This window comes from Stenotrophomonas sp. GD04054 (assembly GCF_029836955.1).
Lineage (GTDB): Bacteria > Pseudomonadota > Gammaproteobacteria > Xanthomonadales > Xanthomonadaceae > Stenotrophomonas > Stenotrophomonas maltophilia_A.
The window spans coordinates 1-20438 of sequence record NZ_JAOECR010000067.1 but is presented as its reverse complement, the minus strand read 5'-3'; the positions used below and the strand labels follow the sequence as shown (position 1 = coordinate 20438).

Sequence of the window (20438 nt, the reverse complement as noted above, 5' to 3'; positions counted from 1 at the left end):
GCCGGCACTACCGGGTTGCCATGCTGCACCCGCGCTTGGCATTCATCGGCGCGCTTGCCAGACTGCACGCAGCTGGCCGCCGGCCGGATCCGATGGAGCAGGCGATGGTGGAAGAGCGCGTCCCGTTGACGGTGCATGGCATGTCGGTCTCGGGCAATTGCCACAAGGTGCGCCTGCTGCTGGAGCAGCTCGGCAGCCGCTACCGCTGGGTGGAAGTGGACAGTGCCCATGGCCAGACCCACACCCCCGAATTCCTGGCGTTGAATCCGAATGCCAAGGTGCCGCTGATCGTCCGTGACGATGGCCGCGTGCTGACCGAATCCAACGCGATCCTGTTCTGGCTGGCCGAGGGCACGCCGTACCTGCCCACCGATGGCTGGGAGCGCGCGCAGGCGTTGAGCTGGATGTTCTTCGAGCAGTACACGCACGAGCCGTGCGTGGCGGTGGCGCGCTTCATCCGTGGCTGGACCCCCGCTGATTCACCGCGCCGAGCCGAACTGCCGCGCCTGCACGAGCGCGCCGCCACCGCGCTGGCGGTGATGGAGCAGCACCTGCGCCAGGCGCAATGGTTCACCGGCAACGGATATGGCATCGCCGATATCGCGCTGTTTGCCTATACCGACGTGGCGGGAGAGGGCGGTATCAGCCTGCGGCCATTCCCGGAAGTGCGTGGCTGGCTGCAGCGCGTGCGTGAACAACCGCGCTTCCTGCCGATGCCGGCCGTGACTGCCGAAGTGCGCTCGCGATTCGAGGCTGCGTGAGTCTCACCAGGGTGACCCCCACAGGGTAGCGCCTGGCCAACGCCGGGCGGAATGCAACAACGACACGGAGGGTGTTCGATGTTCGCTGTGGTTCCAGATCCGATTCCCGCACGCATGCGCGTGCTCAACCGCGCCGAAGTGTGCGACGTCAACTTCCTCGATGCGGTACGTGGCTGGCGCGGCACCCCGCGTCCGCGCCCGGCACCGGATGCGCCGATCCTGCCGGGCAGCACGCTCACTGCCGCCGCGTTTGGCGAACTGTTCGATTCGCAGCTGGCCAGCCGCCAGCTGGACCTGATGGCACGCGTGCTGCGCGTGCAGAACAAGGTCTTCTACACCATCGGTTCCTCCGGCCACGAAGGCAACGCGCTGTTGGCGCGGGCCTGCCGGCATACCGATCCAGCCTTCCTGCACTATCGCTCCGGTGCCTTCATGGCCGAGCGTTCGCGCCAGCTGCCGGGCATCGATCCGCTGCGCGATGCCGCACTGTCTTTCGCCGCCAGCGCCGATGACCCGGCCAGCGGGGGCCGCCACAAGGTGTGGGGCAGCAAACCGTTGTGGGTGCTGCCGCAGACCTCGACCATCGCGTCGCACCTGCCGAAAGCGCTGGGCACCGCGCTGGCCATCGAGAGCGGCAAGCGCCTGGGGCAGCCGTTGCCGATCCCGGCCGACAGCATCGTGCTGTGCTCGTTCGGCGACGCCTCGGCCAACCATGCCACCGCGCAGACCGCGTTCAACACCGCGATGTGGTCGGCCTACCAGAAGCTGCCGGCGCCGATCCTGTTCGTCTGCGAGGACAACGGGCTGGGCATTTCAGTGAAGACGCCGGAAGGCTGGATTGCCGAGCGCTTCAGCCGCCAGCCGGGGCTCGACTATTTCTTCGCTGATGGTCTCGACCTGGCCACCGGGCACGCCCAGGTGCAGGCGGCGGTGGAGCACTGCCGGCGCACGCGGCGGCCCACCTTCCTGCATCTGCGCACCACCCGCCTGATGGGCCACGCCGGCACCGATTTCGAGGTGGAATGGCGCGCGCTGCCGGAGCTGTGCGCGGCCGAGGCGCAGGATCCGCTGCTGCGCTCGGCGCAGATCGCGATGGAGTCGGGCTGGATGGATGCGGCCGCCATCGAGGTCGCCTACGAAACGATGCGCGCGCGCTGCATGGCGGCGGCGGCGGATGCCGAAGGCCGCCCGACGCTGCAGTCGCTGCAGGAGGTGATGGCGCCGCTGGCACCGTACACGCCGGCGGCGGTGCAGGCCGAAGCGCGGCGCGAGGTGCCCGCCGATGCGCGCGAAGCGCTGTATGGCGGTGCGGAGGCCCTGCCCGAGCGGCAGGCACCTCGGCACCTCGCCATCCAGATCAACCATGGGCTGCAGGAACTGCTGGCGAAGTATCCGCAGAGCCTGCTGTTCGGCGAGGACGTCGCGCAGAAGGGCGGTGTCTATACCGTCACCAAGGATCTGCTGCGCCGCTTCGGCCCACGCCGGGTGTTCAACACCCTGCTGGACGAGACCATGATCCTGGGCATGGCGCAGGGCCTGGCCAACATGGGCATGCTGCCGATCCCGGAGATCCAGTACCTGGCCTACCTGCACAACGCCATCGACCAGGTGCGCGGCGAAGCGTGCTCGCTGCAGTTCTTCTCCAATGACCAGTACCGCAACCCGATGCTGGTTCGGGTGGCCGGGCTGGGCTACCAGAAAGGCTTCGGTGGCCACTTCCACAACGACAATTCGATCACCGCGCTGCGCGACATTCCCGGCCTGGTGGTCGGCTGCCCGTCGCGCGGCGACGATGCGGTGATGATGCTGCGCACGTTGGCCGCGCTGGCGCGGGTGGACGGGAGGGTGGCGGTGTTCCTGGAGCCGATCGCGCTGTACATGAGCAAGGACCTGCATGCGCCGGGCGATGGCCAGTGGCTGTTCGACTACCCCGCCCAGGGCCAGGCGCTGGTGCCGGGCGAAGGGCGGGTCTATGCGCCGGAGGCAGGCGACCTGGTGGTCTACACCTATGGCAATGGCGTGCCGATGGCGCTGCGCGCGGCGCGGGCAATCGAGCAGCAGCTGGGCTGGCAGGTGCGGGTGGTCGACCTGCGCTGGCTGGTGCCGCTGGATGCCGGTTTCATCGCCGCGCAAGCCGCCAGCGCCCGGCGCGTGCTGGTGCTGGACGAGGGCCGCCACAGTGGCGGGGTGGGCGAGGGCGTGGTCACCGCCCTGGTCGAGGCCGGTTTCGGCCACCTGCCATTGCGCCGGGTCTGCGGTGCCGATACCTATACGCCGCTGGCGGGGGCAGCAATGTTCGGGCTTCCAAGCGACAATGCGGTGATTGGCGCCGCCCTTGAACTGGCGCAGGAACCTTGATGCATGTGTGGATTGGCGGGAATGTTGTTGCCGGCGCCGGTGGCGTCGGCCGAGGTGCTGCAGGCGCAGGTCCTGGCCATGGGCGAGGCGCTGCACCACCGCGGGCCGGATGATGGCGGCAGCTGGGTCGATGCCGGGGCCGGCATCGCGCTGGCGCACCGTCGGCTGAGCATTCTCGACCTGTCGCCGCTGGGCCACCAGCCGATGGCCTCGTCCGATGGTCGCTACGTGATGGCTTACAACGGCGAGGTTTACAACTTCGCCGCCCTGCGTGCCGAACTGGAGCCGCTGGGACACGCCTTCCGTGGGCACTCCGACACCGAGGTGCTGCTGGCAGCGATCCTGCAGTGGGGCATGGAAGACACCCTGCAGCGCTGCAACGGCATGTTCGCCATTGCGCTGTGGGACCGCCAGGAGCAGTGCCTGTGGCTGGCCCGCGACCGTGTCGGCAAGAAGCCGCTGTACTACGGCTGGGCCGGCGACACGCTGGTGTTCGGTTCGGAACTGAAGGCGCTGTGGCAGCACCCGGCCTTCGACAACGACATCGACCGTGACGCCCTGACCCTGCTGCTGCGGCTGGATTACATTCCGGCGCCGCACAGCATCCACCAGCGCTGCTACAAATTGATGCCCGGGCGCGTGCTGCGCCTGGATGCGGAAGCCGTGGCGACGGGTGCGGCCGCGCACCGGCCGGAACAGGCGCAGCGCCCGTACTGGGATGCGCGTGCGCGCATGCAGGCGGCGCTGGTTGCGCCGTTCCAGGGCCGTATCGAGGAAGCCGAGGAGCAGCTGGACGGGCTGCTGCGTGACGCGGTGGCGCTGCGCATGGTGGCCGACGTGCCGGTGGGCGTGTTCCTGTCCGGCGGCACCGATTCGTCGCTGGTGGCCGCGCTGATGCAGGCACAAAGTGGCCAGCCGGTGCACAGCTTCAGTATCGGGTTCACCGGTTCGGGCCACGACGAGGCGCCGCTGGCCAAGGAACTGGCCGCGCATCTGGGCTGCGACCACACTGAACTCTACGTCAGCGGTGCCGATGCGTTGGCGGTGGTGCCGCAGTTGCCGGCGATGTTCGACGAACCCTTCGCCGATGCCTCGCAGGTGCCGACCGCGCTGGTCGCCCGCCTGGCGCGGCAGGGCGTGACCGTGGCGCTGTCCGGCGATGGTGGCGACGAGCTGTTCTTCGGCTATACCCGCTATGTACGCGCGCTGCGCAACTGGCAGATGCTGGGCCGCGTGCCGGGGCCGCTGCGGCGCTGGATGGGCGCGCGCTCCCAGCAGCAGGGCGAGGCCTCGCGTACCGGCGGCCTGGCCGCGCTGTTGGCAGAATCCGGCGCGCGTGGCATCGGTGACGTGTACCGCAACCGAATCTCGCGCTGGCGCGACCCGGCGGCGGCAGTGCCCGGGGCGCAGGCCGCGGGCAGCTTCTACGACCTGGCCGACCCGTTGCACGGTGCCGGCACACCGGCCGATGCGATGATGCTGGCCGATTACGTGACCTACCTGCCGGATGACCTGCTGTGCAAGGTCGACCGCACCTCGATGGCGGTCAGCCTGGAAGCCCGCGCACCGTTGTTGGATTCTCGCGTGGCCGAGTTCGCCTGGTCGCTGCCGCTGGGCTTCAAGCGCAGTGAAACCACCAGCAAGGTGCTGCTCAAGCGCGTGCTGGGCCGTTATGTGCCGCAGTCGATGGTGCACCGGCCCAAGCGTGGCTTCGGCGCGCCGGTCAGTGACTGGCTGAAGGGCGACCTGCGGCCGTGGGCCGAGGACCTGCTGCAGCCCGCGCGGCTGGAGCAGGAGGGCGTGCTGTCGGCGGCCGCGGTACAGCCGCTGTGGCAGCAGTTCCTCGGCGGCCAACGCAAGTGGCATACCCATCTGTGGAACGTGCTGATGTTCCAGGCCTGGCAGGCGCATTGGCGGCAGGTGCGCGCGGGCGTGACCGGCGGCTGATCTTCACCGGCATGCAAGGGCCCGGCGACTAGGCTGGGCCTCCCGCACCGTGAGGAGTATGTCCCGATGTCCGTCCCCACCATCGCCGTGTTCGTCGGCAGCCTGCGCAAGGATTCCTGCAACCGCAAACTGGCCCATGCGCTGGAGAAGATTGCCGGCGACCGTGCGCGCTTCCAGTACGTTCAGATCGGTGATCTGCCGCTGTACGACCAGGACTTCGATGGCCACTATCCGGCGCAGGGTACCCGGCTGAAGGACCAGGTCCGTGCCGCCGATGCGGTGCTGTTCGTGACCCCGGAATACAACCGGTCGCTGCCGGGCGTGCTGAAGAACGCCATCGATATCGGCTCGCGCCCGTACGGTGACAGCGTGTTTGCCGGCAAACCGGCGGCGGTGATCGGCGCCTCCATCGGCCAGATCGGCACCGCCGTGGCCCAGCAGCACCTGCGCAACAGCCTGGCCTTCCTGGACATGCACGTGCTCGGCCAGCCCGAGGCGTTCATTCATTTCAAGGACGGCCTGATCGATGCCGATGGCACGGTCCACAATGAAGGCACGCAGAAATTCCTGCAGGGCTACGTGGACCGGTTCCTGGCGCTGATCGCGGTTCACGTCAAGGGCGATTGACGCCAGCGGTTGCCAGCCCCATCTGCGATAATGTCCGCTCGGGTGCCGCAATGGCGCCCGTCGCAGGCAGTGCGACGCCCCCACGCCAGTCTGGCCAGGCACCGGCGGATATCCCCCGTTTCTCCACGGCTTATCCACAGGCTTGTCCATGGCCGCCGGGGTCGGCGCATGCCTACACTCGTCCGGCCCACTTTCGCAGGAAACACCGCAGCATGTCCGCTCGCCCCGGCTTCCGTTCCAACCGCAGAGAGCGCGGTGAAGGCTTCGATCGCGATCGCGACGAGTCGCGCATCGACCAGTTGCGGGTACCGCCCCATTCGGTGGAAGCCGAGCAGGCGGTGCTGGGTGGCCTGATGCTGGCCCCGGAGGCCTATGACCGGGTCAATGACCAGCTGACCGAAGGCGATTTCTACCGCCGCGACCACCAGATGATCTATCGCGCGATCCGTGAGCTGTCCGAGCGCGAGCGGCCGTTCGATGCGGTGACCCTGGGCGAGTGGTTCGAATCGCAGGGCAAGATGGAACTGGTGGGCGATGGTGCCTACCTGATCGAACTGGCCAGTACCACCCCGTCGGCGGCCAACATCGTGGCCTACGCCGAGATCGTGCGTGACAAGGCGGTGCTGCGGCAGCTGATCCAGGTGGGTACCGACATCGTCAACGACGGTTTCCAGCCCGAGGGACGAGAGAGCAGCGAGCTGCTGGCCTCGGCGGAAAAGAGCGTGTTCGCCATCGCCGAACAGGGCGCACGCGGCCGTACCGATTTCGTGGCGATGCCCGGTGCATTGAAGGATGCCTTCGAAGAGCTGCGCAGCCGCTTCGAGAACGGCGGCAACATCACCGGCCTGCCGACCGGCTACAACGATTTCGATGCGATGACCTCCGGCCTGCAGCCGACCGACCTGATCATCCTTGCCGCGCGCCCGGCCATGGGCAAGACCACCTTCGCACTGAACATCGCCGAGTACGCGGCGATCAAGTCGAAGAAGGGCGTGGCGGTGTTCTCGATGGAAATGTCGGCATCGCAGCTGGCGATGCGCCTGATTTCCTCCAACGGCCGCATCAACGCGCAGCGCCTGCGTACCGGCCAGCTGGAAGACGAGGACTGGAGCCGCGTCACCAGCGCGATCAAGATGCTGAAGGAAACCAAGATCTTCATCGACGACACGCCTGGCGTGTCGCCGGAAGTGCTGCGTTCCAAGTGCCGCCGCCTCAAGCGCGAACATGACCTGGGCCTGGTGGTGATCGACTACCTGCAGCTGATGAGCGTGCCGGGCAACAGCGAAAACCGCGCGACCGAAATCTCGGAGATCTCGCGTTCGCTGAAGGGCCTGGCCAAGGAACTGCACGTGCCGGTGATCGCGTTGTCGCAGCTCAACCGCTCGCTGGAAACGCGTACCGACAAGCGCCCGGTGATGGCCGATCTTCGCGAATCGGGCGCAATCGAGCAGGATGCGGACATGATCGTCTTCATCTACCGCGACGATTACTACAACAAGGAAAATTCGCCGGACAAGGGCCTGGCCGAGATCATCATCGGCAAGCACCGTGGTGGCCCGACCGGGTCGTGCAAGCTGAAGTTCTTCGGCGAGTACACCCGCTTCGACAACCTGGCCCACGACTCGGTCGGTTCATTCGAATAGCCGTAGTGCCGGCCGCTGGCCGGCAACCACCCCACGGCCGGCAAACCATTCGAAACGCCGAACGTCCGTATGTGGCGTGTAAATGACATGTAACGCGACGCTTCTACGATTCCGCCGCTGCTGCCCTTCGACGCCGCCCTTCGGCGTCCAGCGTGCCCAAGGAATCCGCCCCCATGCCGTCCCACGCTCCGCTTCGCCGCAATCTGCTGGCCCTGCTGGTCTGTGCTTCGCTGCCGTCGCTGGCTGTCGCTGAAACCGCCCCCGCCACCGACGCGCAGTCGGCCACCACCCTTGACTCGATCTCGGTGATCGGCCGCGGTGAAGCGCGCCAGGTGCAGCGCGTGACCGCCGAGGACATGAAGGTGCTGCCGCCGGGTGCCAATCCGCTGAAGCTGCTTGCGACCAAGCCGGGCGTGCATTTCGAATCGGCCGATGCCACCGGCGCCTACGAATGGTCCACCACCATCAGCCTGCGTGGCTTCAACCAGAACCGCCTGGGCTACACCCTTGATGGCATCCCGCTGGGCAACATGGCCTATGGCAACAGCAACGGCCTGCATATCAGCCGCGCGGTGATCAGCGAGAACCTGGGCGGTGCGGAGGTCTCCACCGGCATCGGCGCACTGGGTACGCCGTCCACCAGCAACCTCGGCGGCGTGTTCCAGTTCTACTCGATCGATCCGTCCACCGAGTATGGGGTCGTGCTGGCACAGAGCTTTGGTAGTGACAGCGCACGCCGCAGCTATGCACGCCTCGATACCGGCGAGCACCAGGGCTTTGCCGCCTACCTGTCCGGCGTGTATTCGGAAGGTGACAAGTGGAAGGGCAAGGGCTCGCAGGAGCTGAAGCAGTTCAACGGCAAGGCCACCTACAACTTCGGAACGGACAGCAGGATCACCGCGCTGTTCAACGCCTCGCGCCGGGTCGAGGCCGATTACCAGGATCTGTCGCTGGAAATGATCGATCGCCTCGGCTGGGACTGGGACAACTACGCGCCGGACTGGGATCGCGCCGTCGCCGCCGCACGCGGCAAGTTCAGCGGCGGCGTCAACAGCCCGTGGGATGCGTACTACTCGGGCCACGGCCTGCGCAACGATGACCTGTCCAGCATTGCCGGTGATTTCGGCCTGAACGAGTCGATGCGCTTGAAGGTCAATGTCTACAACCACAGCAACCGTGGCCAGGGCCACTGGTTCAGCCCGTCCAATCCGTCGAACCCGGGCACCAGCCGCGAGATTCCGATCTCGATCCGCACCACCGAGTACGCGATCGACCGTACCGGCGTGACCTCGGCGTTCACCTGGAACGTCGGTGGCCACGAACTGGAAGCGGGCCTCTGGTACGAGGACAACGGCCACAGCGTGCAGCGCAACTTCTACTACATCGACGGCCCGATCACCGACGACTTCTTCCTGCGCAACCCGGACCAGCGCGTGTGGCACCAGCGCTACACCACCATCACCCGCCAGTTCTACGTGCAGGACCGCTTCCGCCTGTTCGATGATCGCCTGAGCATCGACATCGGTGCGAAGTCGCCGCACACCCGTACCAGCGTGCGCACGCCGCTGGGCAGCTACGCCAACAACAGCAGTCTGACCTCGAAGAAGGGCCTGCTGCCGCAGGCCGGCTTCAACTTCAAGCTCAACGAAGGCAACGAGATCTTCGGTTCGTTCGCCAAAAACGTCGCCGCCTATGCGCTGGGCGTGGGCAGCCCGTTCAATGTGCCGCAGGCCGCCTTCGATGCCAGCGCGAAGAACCTGAAGCCGGAACAGTCGCGCACCATCGAGCTGGGTTGGCGTGGCTACGGCCGCGGCTATGAAGCCTCGGTGGCGGTGTACGACGTCAAGTTCGACAACCGTCTGCTGGCCATCGCGCAGTGCGTGGGCATCCTCGGTTGCCCGGCACTGTTCTCCAACGTCGGTTCTGTGACCAGCCGCGGCGCCGAGGCGACCCTGCAGCTGAAGCCGATGCAGGACCTGACCTGGTCCAATGCGCTGTCCTGGAATGACAGCACCTACGACAACGACTACGTGAACAACGGCGTGGTGCCGACCCGCGGCAAGACGACCGTCGACACCCCGGAATGGATGTTCGCCAGCACCCTGGCGTGGACCCCGGGCCCGTGGGACCTGCGCCTGGCCGCCAACCATGTCGGCAAGCGCTATGTGACCTATACCAACGATGTGTCGGTGCCGAGCTACTGGCTGGTCAACGCCTCGGCGGCCTATGACTTCGGCAAGCTCGGCCCGGCGCAGAACCTGACCGTAGCGCTGAACCTGACCAACCTGACCGACAAGCGCTACCTGTCCTCGATCAACACCAACGGTACCTACGCCGCTGACCCGACCCGCAGCCTGGCGACCATGCAGGTCGGCGCGCCGCGCCAGGTGATGGCCACCGCTACCGTGCGCTTCTGATGCGCGGGCCTGTCGATCCGGAACGCCGTCGTCGCCTGCTGCGCATGGCGTGGCAGGGCACGGGGGCGGCGATCGCGCTGGCGGCGATGCCGGGGTTGGCCACGGCCGGCCCACGGCCGCGGCTGGGGCGCGATCCGTTCACCCTCGGTGTCGCCGCCGGTGATCCGGATCCACAGGGGGCCGTATTGTGGACGCGGCTGGCACCGGACCCGCTCAATGGCGGCGGCATGCCGTCGCGGGCGGTGCCGGTGCGCTGGTTTGTGGCCGAGGACCCGGGCATGCGCCGGCTGGTGCAGCGGGGGACTGCGGCCGCGGTGCCCGAGCTGGCGCATTCGGTGCACGTGGAGGTCAACGGCCTGCGCCCAGGCCGCGACTACTACTACCGTTTCGCCTGCGACGGCGATGAGGAAAGTGCGGTCGGCCACTTCCGCACCGCGCCGCCGCTGGACACGCAACTGCAGCAGCTTCGGTTGGCCCTGTGCACCTGTCAGGCCTGGAACAGCGGCTACTACCCGGTCCTGCGCGATATCGCGCAGAGCGATGTCGACCTGGTGCTGCATGCCGGTGACTACCTGTACGAATACAGCCCGCTGCAGAACGCGCGCGGCCGCACACTGGACGCCGAACGTTTCAGCGGCGAGACCGTCAGCCTGGAGCGCTACCGCGACCAGTACGCGCTGTACAAGCTCGATCCGGATCTGCAGGCCGCGCACGCCGCACATGCGTTCGCGGTGATCTGGGACGACCATGAAGTGCAGAACGATTACTCCGGCATCCACCCGGAAAAACCCGGCGTATCAACGGAGGACTTCATCATCCGCCGTGCCGCCGCCTACCGCGCGTTCTACGAGCATCTGCCGATGCGCAGCACACCTGCGGGCAACGGCGGCCTGCGCGTGCATCGGCGCCTGCGTTACGGCGATCTGGCACAGCTGACCCTGCTCGATTGCCGCCAGTTCCGCCCGGCCAATCCCTGTGGCGTGGGCGAGTCGCCACGCTGCGATGCTGCACTGGACCCGCGCGTGAGCATGCTCGGCACGGGCCAGGAGGCGTGGTTCGCGCAGTCGATGGCGGCCGCGCAGGGCACGCGCTGGAACGTGGTGGTGCAGCAGTTGCTGATGGCGCAGCTGCGGCTGGACGGTGGCACGCCTCGCGAGCGCTTCTGGAATGACGCCTGGGATGGCTATCCCGCCGCACGTAACCGGCTGCTGCAGGCGATGCAGGCAGGCGGGCAGGGCAATGCCATCGTGCTGGGCGGCGACTGGCATTCCACCTTCGTCAACGACCTGAAGCTGGATTTCGACGCGGCCAGTGCGCCGGTCGCAGCCACCGAATTCATCGCTCCGGCGATCAGCAGTGGCGGCGACGACACGCCATACGGGCCGTACTACGGGCCGTCGATTCCGCAGAACCCGCATATCCGCTATTTCGACGGTGACCGCCGTGGCTGGTGGAAGCTGCAGCTGAACCGGCAGACCGTGGATGCGGAACTGCGCTTCGCTGACAGTGTGCTGCGTGCGGACGCTGCGGTGCGCACCGCGGCGCGTTTCCAGGTGACCCACGGCCGTCCGGGCGCTGTCCCGGTGTAAATCCCTGCGGTTGTGCCGGCCGCTGGCCGGCAACCTCCTGAATCTCCGGTTTCCCCGCAATCGGTTTCATCGCCCCCAGCCCCGGTTTCGTCGCAAACCGTTTGCGGGTGGCCAGGGCGGAGCGCCAAGGTGTCCGCAGGCGGCAGGGTGCCGCCCCAAGGAGACCGTGATGAAGACCCTGTTCGCGCTCGGTGTGTGGTGCCTGCTGTTCGTGCTGTGCTGGCCGCTGGCGATCCTCGCCCTGATCGCCTGGCCGTTCGTGTGGCTGCTGAGCCTGCCGTTCCGCCTGGTCGGCATCACCTTCTCGGCCCTGTTCGCGTTCCTGCGCGCGCTGTTCATGCTGCCGGCGCGCCTGCTCGGTGGCCGAGCGGTGGCTGCATGAGGACGGTGCTGCTGGTGGCGCTGGCATTGCTCGCGGGGCCGGCACTGGCCACACCTCCAGCGCCACCGTCGGTGTGGCTGGAGCGCCAGCAGACTGCCGCTGCCGACGAGGCGGATGCAGCGGCGGCCAAGGCGGTCAAACCCAAGGAGCACTGCCGGGTAGTGAAGGAATGGAAGGCGGGTGAAACCGTGGTCCAGCACCGGATCTGTGATGATCCGCCGAAGAAGCCGGCTGGAAAGGTGTAGCGCCGAGCCGATGCTCGGCTCTTTTCCCGGGATAGCCGAGCGTGGGCTCGGCTCTACATCATCAGCGCAATCAAAAAACCCCGCCGAGGCGGGGTTTTTTGATTGCTGGAGTGCGCCGACCAACGGTCGGCACCTACCCGGATGCAGATCAGTTAGCCTTGTGGATGGCGCGCTTGCTGACCGCCATTGCTGCGTCGTGGATCACTTCCGACAGCGACGGGTGGGCGTGGCAGATGCGGGCCAGGTCATCGGCCGAGCCGCTGAACTCCATGGTCAGCACGCCTTCGTGCACCAGCTCGGAGACGTTGGCGCCGACCAGGTGCATGCCGAGGATGCGATCGGTTTCGGCATGGGCCAGGATCTTCACGAAGCCTGCCGGCTCGATCATCGCCACGGCGCGACCGTTGGCGGCGAACGGGAAGCTGCCAGCCTTGTACGGAATGCCTTCGGCCTTCAGCTGGGCTTCGGTCTTGCCGACCCAGGCCAGTTCCGGCTCGGTGTAGATGACCCACGGGATGGTGTCGAAGTTGACGTGGCCCGGCAGGCCGGCGATCAGCTCAGCCACCGCGATGCCTTCCTCGAAGCCCTTGTGCGCCAGCATCGGGCCGCGCACGCAGTCGCCGACCGCCCAGACGCCGTTGACGCCGGTGTGGCAGTGCGCATCGACTTCGATCTGGCCGCGCTCGTTGATCTTGACGCCGGTGCCTTCGGCCAGCAGGCCCTTGGTGGCGGCGCGACGGCCAACGGCCACCAGCAGCTTGTCCACGGTCAGGGTCTTTTCGCCTTCGCTGTCGGTGTAGGTGACAACGACTTCCTTCTTCTTGCCCTTGCCGGTGATCTCGGTCTTGGAGACCTTGGCGCCGAGGCGGATGTCCAGGCCCTGCTTCTTGAATTCCTTGGCAGCGGTCTTGGCCACTTCGGCGTCGGCCACGGCCAGGAAGTCCGGCAGTGCTTCCAGGATGGTGACTTCAGCGCCCAGGCGCTTCCACACACTGCCCAGTTCCAGGCCGATCACGCCGGCGCCGATCACGGCCAGGCGGTTCGGCACTTCGGTGAAGTCCAGGCCGCCGACGTTGTCGACGATGGTCTCGCCGTCGAACTTGGCGAACGGCAGTTCGATCGAATCCGAACCGGCCGCGATGATGACGTTGGTGCCCTTCAGCTCGACGATGGAACCGTCATGCTGGGTGACCTTGACCACATTGCCCGGCTGCAGTTCGCCGAAGCCGTAGTAGGCGGCGACCTTGTTGGCCTTGAACAGCATGCCGATGCCGCCGGTGAACTGCTTGACGATCTTGTCCTTGCGGCCAACCATCGCCTCGACGTCGATCTTGGCATCCTTGAAGCTGATGCCGTGGTCGCCAAAGATGTGGCCCATGTTCCAGAACTGGCGCGAGGAATCCAGCAGCGCCTTGGACGGGATGCAGCCCACGCGCAGACAGGTGCCGCCCAGCGCCGGCTTGCCGTCCTTGCCCAGCGCTGCGTCGATGCAGGCGGTCTTCAGGCCCAGCTGGGCCGCGCGGATGGCAGCGTGGTAACCGGCCGGGCCGGCACCGATGACGACGACGTCGAATTGTTCAGCCATTGAATTATTCCTTGATGCATTACCAGAACCCCTCCGCGCGGGCGCGGAGGGGCGGGAGGTGTCTTACAGGCCGAACAGCATGCGGCCCGGGTTTTCCAGCTGGTTCTTGATGTCCACCAGGAACTGCACCGAGTCCTTGCCGTCGATGATGCGGTGGTCGTACGACAGCGCCAGGTACATCATCGGCGCGATCACGACCTGGCCGTTCTGGGCGATCGGACGCTCCTTGATGGCATGCATGCCCAGGATGGCGCTCTGCGGCGGGTTGATGATCGGGGTCGACAGCAGCGAACCGAAGGTGCCGCCGTTGGTCACGGTGAAGGTGCCGCCCTGCAGTTCTTCCAGGCTCAGCTTGCCGTCACGCGCCTTCTTGGCGTAGTCGGCGATGGTCTTCTCGATGTCGGCGAACGACATGCGCTCCACGTTGCGCAGCACCGGCGTGACCAGGCCCTTCTCGGTCGACACGGCGATCGAGATGTCCGAGTAGCCGTGGTAGATGATGTCGTCGCCGTCGATCGAGGCGTTGACCAGCGGGAAGCGCTGCAGGGCATTGGCAGCGGCCTTCACGAAGAAGCTCATGAAGCCCAGCTTGATGCCGTGTGCCTTGACGAACTCGTCCTGCAGTTCCTTGCGCGCAGCCGAGACCTTGGACAGGTCGACTTCGTTGAAGGTGGTCAGCATGGCGGTGGAGTTCTTCGACTCCATCAGGCGCTCGGCGATGCGCTTGCGGATGCGGGTCATCGGCACGCGCTCTTCCGGACGTGCGCCACCGGCCTTGCCGGCGCCGCCGTTGCGGGCGAAGTTGACGATGTCTTCCTTGGTCACTGCGCCGCGACGGCCGGTGCCGTCGACGTCGGCCGGGTTCACGCCTTCGGTGATGGCGGTGAAGCGGGCGCCCGGCGGCAGGGTGTCGGCGGCCGACTTGGCAGCCGGGGCCGGAGCAGCAGCAGCGGCCGGAGCGGCAGCGGCCGGAGCGGCCTCGGCCTTCTTCTCTTCAGCGGCCGGAGCCGGGGCAGCAGCCACGGCGCCTTCCTCGATGATCGCCACGACCTGGCTGGAGGTCACGGTCGAGCCTTCGGCGAACTTGATTTCCTTGAGCACGCCGTCGACCGGCGACGGCACTTCCAGGACGACCTTGTCGGTTTCCAGGTCAAGCAGGTTTTCGTCGCGCTTGACGGCGTCGCCCACCTTCTTGTGCCAGGTGGCGATGGTGCCGTCGGCGACGGATTCGGGCAGTACCGGGGCTTTGACTTCGGTGGCCATTGCGGGAGCTTCCTGGTTTGTCTTCTAAATAGGGGGAGGATTATTCAGCGAACGTGTCGTTGAACGGGTTGACCAGTGCATCGGCGACCAGCTGCTGCTGTTCGCGGACGTGGTCAGCCATGTGACCGGCAGCCGGCGAAGCCGAACGTGCGCGACCGGCGTAGTGCAGGTTCTGGCCATCGGCCAGGCAGAACTGCAGGTGGTGGCGGATCTGGTACCACGCACCCTGGTTCTGCGGTTCTTCCTGCGTCCACACCACGTCGGTGGCCTTGCCGTACTTCTTCAGTTCGGCAGCCAGCAGCGCACGCGGGAACGGGTACAGCTGCTCCACGCGGATGATCGCCACGTCGTCCTGGCCACGCTTGGTCTGGTCTTCCAGCAGGTCGTAGTAGACCTTGCCCGAGCACAGCACCACGCGCTTGACCTTCTTGGCGTCCGCATTGGCGTCGCCGATCAGGTGCTGGAACTCGCCGTTGGCCAGTTCGTCCAAGGTCGACACGGCCAGCTTGTGGCGCAGCAGCGACTTCGGCGACATCACCACCAGCGGCTTGCGGGTGGTCAGGTGCTGCTGGCGACGCAGCATGTGGAAGGCCTGCGCCGGGGTCGACGGCACCACCACCAGCATGTTCTCCAGTGCGCACAGCTGCAGGAAGCGCTCCAGACGCGCCGAGCTGTGTTCCGGGCCTTGCCCTTCATAGCCATGCGGCAGCAGCAGGGTCAGGCCGGAGATGCGGCCCCACTTGGCTTCACCGGCGGCGATGAACTGGTCGATGACGACCTGGGCACCGTTGGCGAAGTCGCCGAACTGGCCTTCCCAGATGCACAGCGTGTTCGGATCGGTGGTGGAGAAGCCGTACTCGTAGGCCATCACCGCTTCTTCGCTCAGCAGCGAATCGATGACGGTGGCCTTCTCCGGCGAATCCACCAGCTGCCGCAGCGGCATGTAGTAGTTGTCGGTCTTCTGGTCGTGCAGGATCGCGTGGCGGTGTGTGAACGTACCGCGGCCCACGTCCTGGCCGACCAGGCGCAGGGCACTGCCTTCGTCGAGCAGGGTGGCGTACGCCAGGTTCTCGGCAAAGCCCCAGTCGCCCGGGATCTCGCCAGCGGCCATCTTGCGGCGGTCGTCGTAGACCTTGGCCACGCGCGAGTGCAGCTGCACTTCGTCCGGAATGGTGTTGATCAGCTTGGCCAGCTCGACCAGCTTGTTCTTCTCGACCTTGGTCGAGATCGGGTCGGACAGCTTGCCTTCCAGCAGCTTCGGCCAATCGACGAACAGCGGGCTGGTCGGCGGGGTCTTCTCGACCTTGGCCAGCTCGGTGGTCACTTCACCGGCATCCAGCTTCTCGCGGTAGGCATCGACCATCGCCTTGCCGGCACCGGCGGCGATCACGCCCGCCTTTTCCAGCTGCTCGGCGTACATCTCGCGGGTGGTGGCGTGCTTGCGGATCACCTGGTACATCAGCGGCTGGGTGATCGCCGGTTCGTCGGCCTCGTTGTGGCCCCAACGGCGGTAGCACATCAGGTCGATGACCACGTCCTTGGCGAACTTCTGGCGGAACTCGAAGGCCAGCTGCGCGGCGAACACAACGGCTTCCGGATCATCGCCGTTCACGTGCAGCACCGGGGCGGCGATCATCTTCGCCACGTCGGTGGCATAGCGCGTGGAACGCGTGTCGAGCGGGTTGGAGGTGGTGAAGCCGACCTGGTTGTTGACCACGATGTGCACGGTGCCGCCGACGGCGAAGCCGCGGGCCTGCGACATCTGGAACAGTTCCATGACCACGCCCTGGCCGGAGAAGGCCGCGTCGCCGTGGATCAGGATCGGCATGACCTGCTTGCGCGCGGTGTCCTTGCGGCGCTCCTGGCGCGAACGCACGGAACCGGCCACGACCGGGTCGGCGATTTCCAGGTGCGACGGGTTGAACGCCAGCGCCAGGTGCACCGGGCCGCCATCGGTGGCGACGTCGGCGGAGAAGCCCATGTGGTACTTCACGTCACCGGCCGAGGCGTGCTCGTCGTGCTCGAACTTGCCTTCGAATTCGTCGAACAGCTTGCGCGGGTTCTTGCCCAGGGTGTTGACCAGCACGTTCAGGCGGCCGCGGTGGGCCATGCCGATCACCACGTCCTTGACGCCATCCTTGCCGGCGCTGCGGATGATGGTGTCCATCATCGGGATCAGCGAGTCGCCGCCTTCCAGCGAGAAGCGCTTCTGGCCGACGTACTTGGTGTGCAGGTAGCGCTCCAGGCCTTCAGCCGCGGTCAGGCGCTCCAGGGTGCGGCGCTGGGTATCAGCGTCCAGCTGGTAGTTGCCACCGGCCAGTTCCAGCTTCTTGTAGATCCACTGGCGCTGCTCGACCTCGGAGATGTGCATGAACTCCGCACCGATCGAGCCGGTGTAGGTCGCCTTCAGGCGTGCCAGCAGGTCGCGCAGCTTCATGCGCGGCTGGCCACCGACGCCGCCGGTGCTGAACTCGCTGTTGAGGTCACCATCGGACAGGCTGTGGAACGGCAGGCCCAGGTCCGGGGTGTTGACCGGTGCGGCCAGGCCCAGCGGATCGAGGCGGGCGTCCAGGTGGCCGCGCGAACGGTAGGCGGTGATCAGACGACCGACATTGCGCTCGCGCTCGTCGCCTGCACCGTTGCCGGTACCGGCCTTCAGCGCATCCTTGGCCGCGTCCGCGATGTGGGAGATGACGGCCGAGTGCGGAATGTCACCTGCTTCACGGCCCTTGAAGCCGTCGAAGTAGGTTTTCCATTTGGGATCGACACTATCCGGGGAGACCAGGTACTGCTCGTACAGGTCCTCGACATAGGAGGCGTTGCCGCCGGCGAGTTGCGAAGATTGCGCAAACTGCTTCAGTTGATTGTCCACGATGGAGGGTGTTGATTCGCTTTGTGGGGTATGGCTTCAGAAGGACCCGGCAGGAAGATGAATAGCCCTGCGCGGGCGCGTTCAAACAGCCAAATTGTACCCCCAACCGGACACGAAGGGGCACCACCAGAGGTATCGCGCGTCCCCCGGTGCCGGTTCCAGACAGGTTGAGTCAGCCCGCTCCGCTCAGATGCCGAGCGCGCGCAGTTCGCTGCAATCACGCGAACGGTCCCAGACGCGCTGCAATTGCTGCTCGAACGGCTGCGAACGTGCCGGCAGCGCGATGCCGGCTTCGCCGTCGAGGCGATGGCCGATCAGACGAAAGTAGAAGTCGCCCGCATCGTTGAGCAGACAGGCCGAGGCCAGTGCACGGTCGACCGGGTCGGTGACCTCGCGGAACTGGATCACGCTGGGCAGGCGCTGGGCCAGCGCCTGCAGCGGCGCCCCGCTAGAGGCGATCGCGGCGGCGTCGTGCACGATCACCCGCAGCTGCTTGTCGTGGCGGGCGGTGACGAAGCGGCGCAGGGCGGCCTGTACCGGGGGCGCGTCGAGCAGCCCGGGGTCCAGCTGGCGGCTGTGCAGCCATAGCTGGCGACGGGCGCGGTGGATGATGGCCGTGGTGATGGCCACCGCCTCGGCGCGGCTGTCGATGGCGCTGGCCGCGCCCAGCCGGCGGCGCATCTGCTGGTGGCCGATGCCGGCCTCCTCGAACACCTCGCCTTCGGGCAGGAAACCCTGGCGGGCATAGAAGTCACGGGCGGGCAGCTGGGCGTGCAGATGCAGCTCGGCCAGGCCGAGCCGGCGCCCGGCCTCCACCAGTGCTTCCAGCAGGGCCTCGCCGACCCCGCGGCTGCGATGGCTGGCCAGCACCGCCATGCGGCCGATGCGGCCATCCGGGGCCAGCCGGCCCGTGCCGACCGGCTGGTTGTCACTGTCCAGCGCCAGCACATGGGCACTGACCGGGTCCAGCGCATCGCGTTCCAGCTCGGCGGCGATGCCCTGTTCCTGCACGAACACGCGTTGGCGCACCTCGTGGATGGCAACGTGGGCATCGGCGTGGCTGACCTGCTGGACCCGGATCATGGTGGCGACTCAGGCGCGGCCAGCACCGCTGTCGTCTTCCTCGTCGTCCTCGAAGTTGACGATGACCTCGATGCCGTCGTCGTGCACGGTCACGGAGTGGACATCGTCGGACACCGCATCGGCGTCGATCGCATCCACGCGGTCGCGGCCTTCGACGACCTCGCCGAGCACCACGGCATCCTCGCCGTCGTCCTCGTCTTCGGCCTCGTATACCTCATTCGGGTCGATCAGCTGGAACACCCCGCCGACCAGCAGCTGCTGGACCACGGCACGGCCCTTGTCGGACAGGCCGCGATAAGCGGCGGCGTCCAGTTGTTCGGTGCCAGCCAGGCGCTGCGCGTCCTTCACCGGCAGCGCGAAGTCCTGGCCGCTGACATACAGGCTGGCGCCACGCTTGGCCCGGCGCCAGGCCAGCCGGGCCCACGGGTGGCGCTGCAGCAGCAGGCCCGATGCCAGGGCCTGGACCACTTCTTCCTGTGCCGGTGCGGCCTGGTGGGCCATCACTTCGCCGGCCGCGCGGTAGGTGGTGATGAAGCGGCCGAACCAGTCGCCCAGCTTGTCCGGGTCGTTCATGCGGATGGCGTTGAGCGCGGTGATCACCCGCGCCATCGCCACCGTGTCGATTTCGTTCGGGTCGGCCGGCACCTTCAGGTCGGCATCCTGGTAGCGGATGTTCTCGTCGGCATCGGCGATCAGGGTGTCCAGGTAGTCGCTGATCAGCTCGGCCGAAGACGGCGCGCGCATGCCGAACGAGAATGTCAGGCAGGGATCTTCGGCGACGCCGTGGTGCGGCACGTTCGGCGGCAGGTACAGCATGTCGCCCGGCGCCAGCACCCAGTCGTGGGTCGGCTTGAACACCTTCAGCAGCTTCAGCTCCACGTCGGGGCGGAAGCCCAGCGGCGGCTGCTTGCCCTTGATCGATTCGCTGGCATCGATCTGCCAGCGGCGATGGCCATGGGCCTGCAGCAGGAACACGTCGTACTGGTCGACGTGGGCGCCGACCGAGCCGCCGGTGGCGGCGAAGCTGATCATCACGTCATCCATGCGCCAACGCGGCAGGAAGCTGAAGTGCTCGATCAGGGCGCGCACGTCCGGGTCCCACTTGTCCACGTCCTGCACCAGCAGGGTCCAGTCGTGGTCGGGCAGGGCGGGGAACACGTCTTCCTGGAATGGACCGGTGCGTACGCGCCAGCCGTCCTGGGTCTTGTCGTGCTCGATCAGGCGGGCCAGCACGCCTTCTTCGCAGGCCAGGCCGGCCAGGTCTTCCGGCTGCACCGGGGTCTGGAAATCCGGGAAGGCGTTGCGGATCAGCAGCGGGCGTTTCTGCCAGAAATCGCGCAGGAAGGTGGCCGACGCCATGCCCAGCGGCTGGCCGGGGCGGGCGGTGACTTCGATGAGGGGGGCGGAGGACTTGCGGGCAGCCATGGGGGAATCCTTGCAGCGGAAAGCGGGAGGGGCGGCGCGGCGGGCCGCCTGAGATCTCCATTGTCCGCCGTTCGTGGGCATTGCGCACGTGCGCGGGTTTGTCGCGGGGTGTCCGGCCAACGGCGGAGCCCCTCGTGGCGGGGTCTGGGTTGGTCGCTGAAAGCAAAAGCCGCGCTTGGCCGGGCGGGTGGGCCATGCAGGGGACGCTGCAAGTCCCCCTCCGGGGCCCTGCCCAGCCGCT

At 66.9% G+C, this 20438-nt stretch carries 14 protein-coding genes; 9 read left to right on the top strand and 5 right to left on the bottom strand.

All coding sequences use genetic code 11. The features are described from left to right. Positions 1–104 precede the first annotated feature (104 nt). The 9 genes from N7573_RS20420 (at position 105) to N7573_RS20380 (ending at position 11969) form a co-directional block, all read left to right on the top strand. The gene (locus N7573_RS20420) at positions 105–761 is read left to right on the top strand and encodes a glutathione S-transferase family protein (RefSeq protein ID WP_279912889.1); all 657 of its coding nucleotides are present in this window, start codon (positions 105–107) and stop codon (positions 759–761) included. A gap of 78 nt (positions 762–839) precedes the next feature. Continuing rightward, entirely contained in the window at positions 840–3119 is a 2280-nt protein-coding gene (locus N7573_RS20415) for a thiamine pyrophosphate-dependent enzyme (RefSeq protein ID WP_279912881.1), read from the top strand. A 3-nt stretch (positions 3120–3122) separates the two neighbouring features. Further along, positions 3123–5066 (top strand): asparagine synthase (glutamine-hydrolyzing), encoded by a 1944-nt coding sequence (gene asnB / locus N7573_RS20410; protein WP_279912882.1) that lies wholly within the window; start codon positions 3123–3125, stop codon positions 5064–5066. A 66-nt stretch (positions 5067–5132) separates the two neighbouring features. Continuing rightward, entirely contained in the window at positions 5133–5693 is a 561-nt protein-coding gene (locus N7573_RS20405) for an NAD(P)H-dependent oxidoreductase (protein ID WP_279912883.1), read from the top strand. Between the two features lie 212 nt (positions 5694–5905). Continuing rightward, positions 5906–7336 carry a replicative DNA helicase gene (locus N7573_RS20400; protein WP_049398749.1) on the top strand — a complete coding sequence of 477 codons (1431 nt, stop codon included), beginning with the start codon at positions 5906–5908 and terminating at the stop codon, positions 7334–7336. A gap of 173 nt (positions 7337–7509) precedes the next feature. Then, positions 7510–9753 carry a TonB-dependent receptor gene (locus N7573_RS20395; RefSeq protein WP_279912884.1) on the top strand — a complete coding sequence of 748 codons (2244 nt, stop codon included), beginning with the start codon at positions 7510–7512 and terminating at the stop codon, positions 9751–9753. Then, positions 9753–11342 carry an alkaline phosphatase D family protein gene (locus N7573_RS20390; protein WP_279912886.1) on the top strand — a complete coding sequence of 530 codons (1590 nt, stop codon included), beginning with the start codon at positions 9753–9755 and terminating at the stop codon, positions 11340–11342. The genes N7573_RS20395 and N7573_RS20390 overlap by 1 nt, the downstream gene beginning before the upstream one ends. Before the next feature lie 169 nt (positions 11343–11511). Beyond that, positions 11512–11724 carry a hypothetical protein gene (locus N7573_RS20385; protein WP_010486834.1) on the top strand — a complete coding sequence of 71 codons (213 nt, stop codon included), beginning with the start codon at positions 11512–11514 and terminating at the stop codon, positions 11722–11724. Beyond that, entirely contained in the window at positions 11721–11969 is a 249-nt protein-coding gene (locus tag N7573_RS20380) for a hypothetical protein (protein ID WP_132810474.1), read from the top strand. The genes N7573_RS20385 and N7573_RS20380 overlap by 4 nt, the downstream gene beginning before the upstream one ends. Positions 11970–12117: 148 nt before the next feature. Here N7573_RS20380 and lpdA read toward each other — a convergent pair whose 3' ends face one another. The 5 genes from lpdA to N7573_RS20355 form a co-directional block, all read right to left on the bottom strand. After that, positions 12118–13554, bottom strand: a complete 1437-nt coding sequence (gene lpdA, locus N7573_RS20375) for a dihydrolipoyl dehydrogenase (protein WP_049398740.1) — start codon at positions 13552–13554, stop codon at positions 12118–12120. 63 nt (positions 13555–13617) lie between these two features. Then, positions 13618–14817, bottom strand: coding sequence for a dihydrolipoyllysine-residue succinyltransferase (sucB, locus tag N7573_RS20370; RefSeq protein WP_032129627.1), 1200 nt, complete (start codon positions 14815–14817; stop codon positions 13618–13620). 40 nt (positions 14818–14857) lie between these two features. Further along, complete coding sequence (locus tag N7573_RS20365; RefSeq protein WP_032129626.1) at positions 14858–17689, bottom strand: 2-oxoglutarate dehydrogenase E1 component; 2832 nt, start codon at positions 17687–17689, stop codon at positions 14858–14860. A 186-nt stretch (positions 17690–17875) separates the two neighbouring features. Then, the gene (locus N7573_RS20360) at positions 17876–18772 is read right to left on the bottom strand and encodes a GNAT family N-acetyltransferase (RefSeq protein ID WP_279912887.1); all 897 of its coding nucleotides are present in this window, start codon (positions 18770–18772) and stop codon (positions 17876–17878) included. A gap of 9 nt (positions 18773–18781) precedes the next feature. Next, positions 18782–20197 (bottom strand): cupin domain-containing protein, encoded by a 1416-nt coding sequence (locus N7573_RS20355; RefSeq protein WP_279912888.1) that lies wholly within the window; start codon positions 20195–20197, stop codon positions 18782–18784. Positions 20198–20438: the final 241 nt, after the last annotated feature.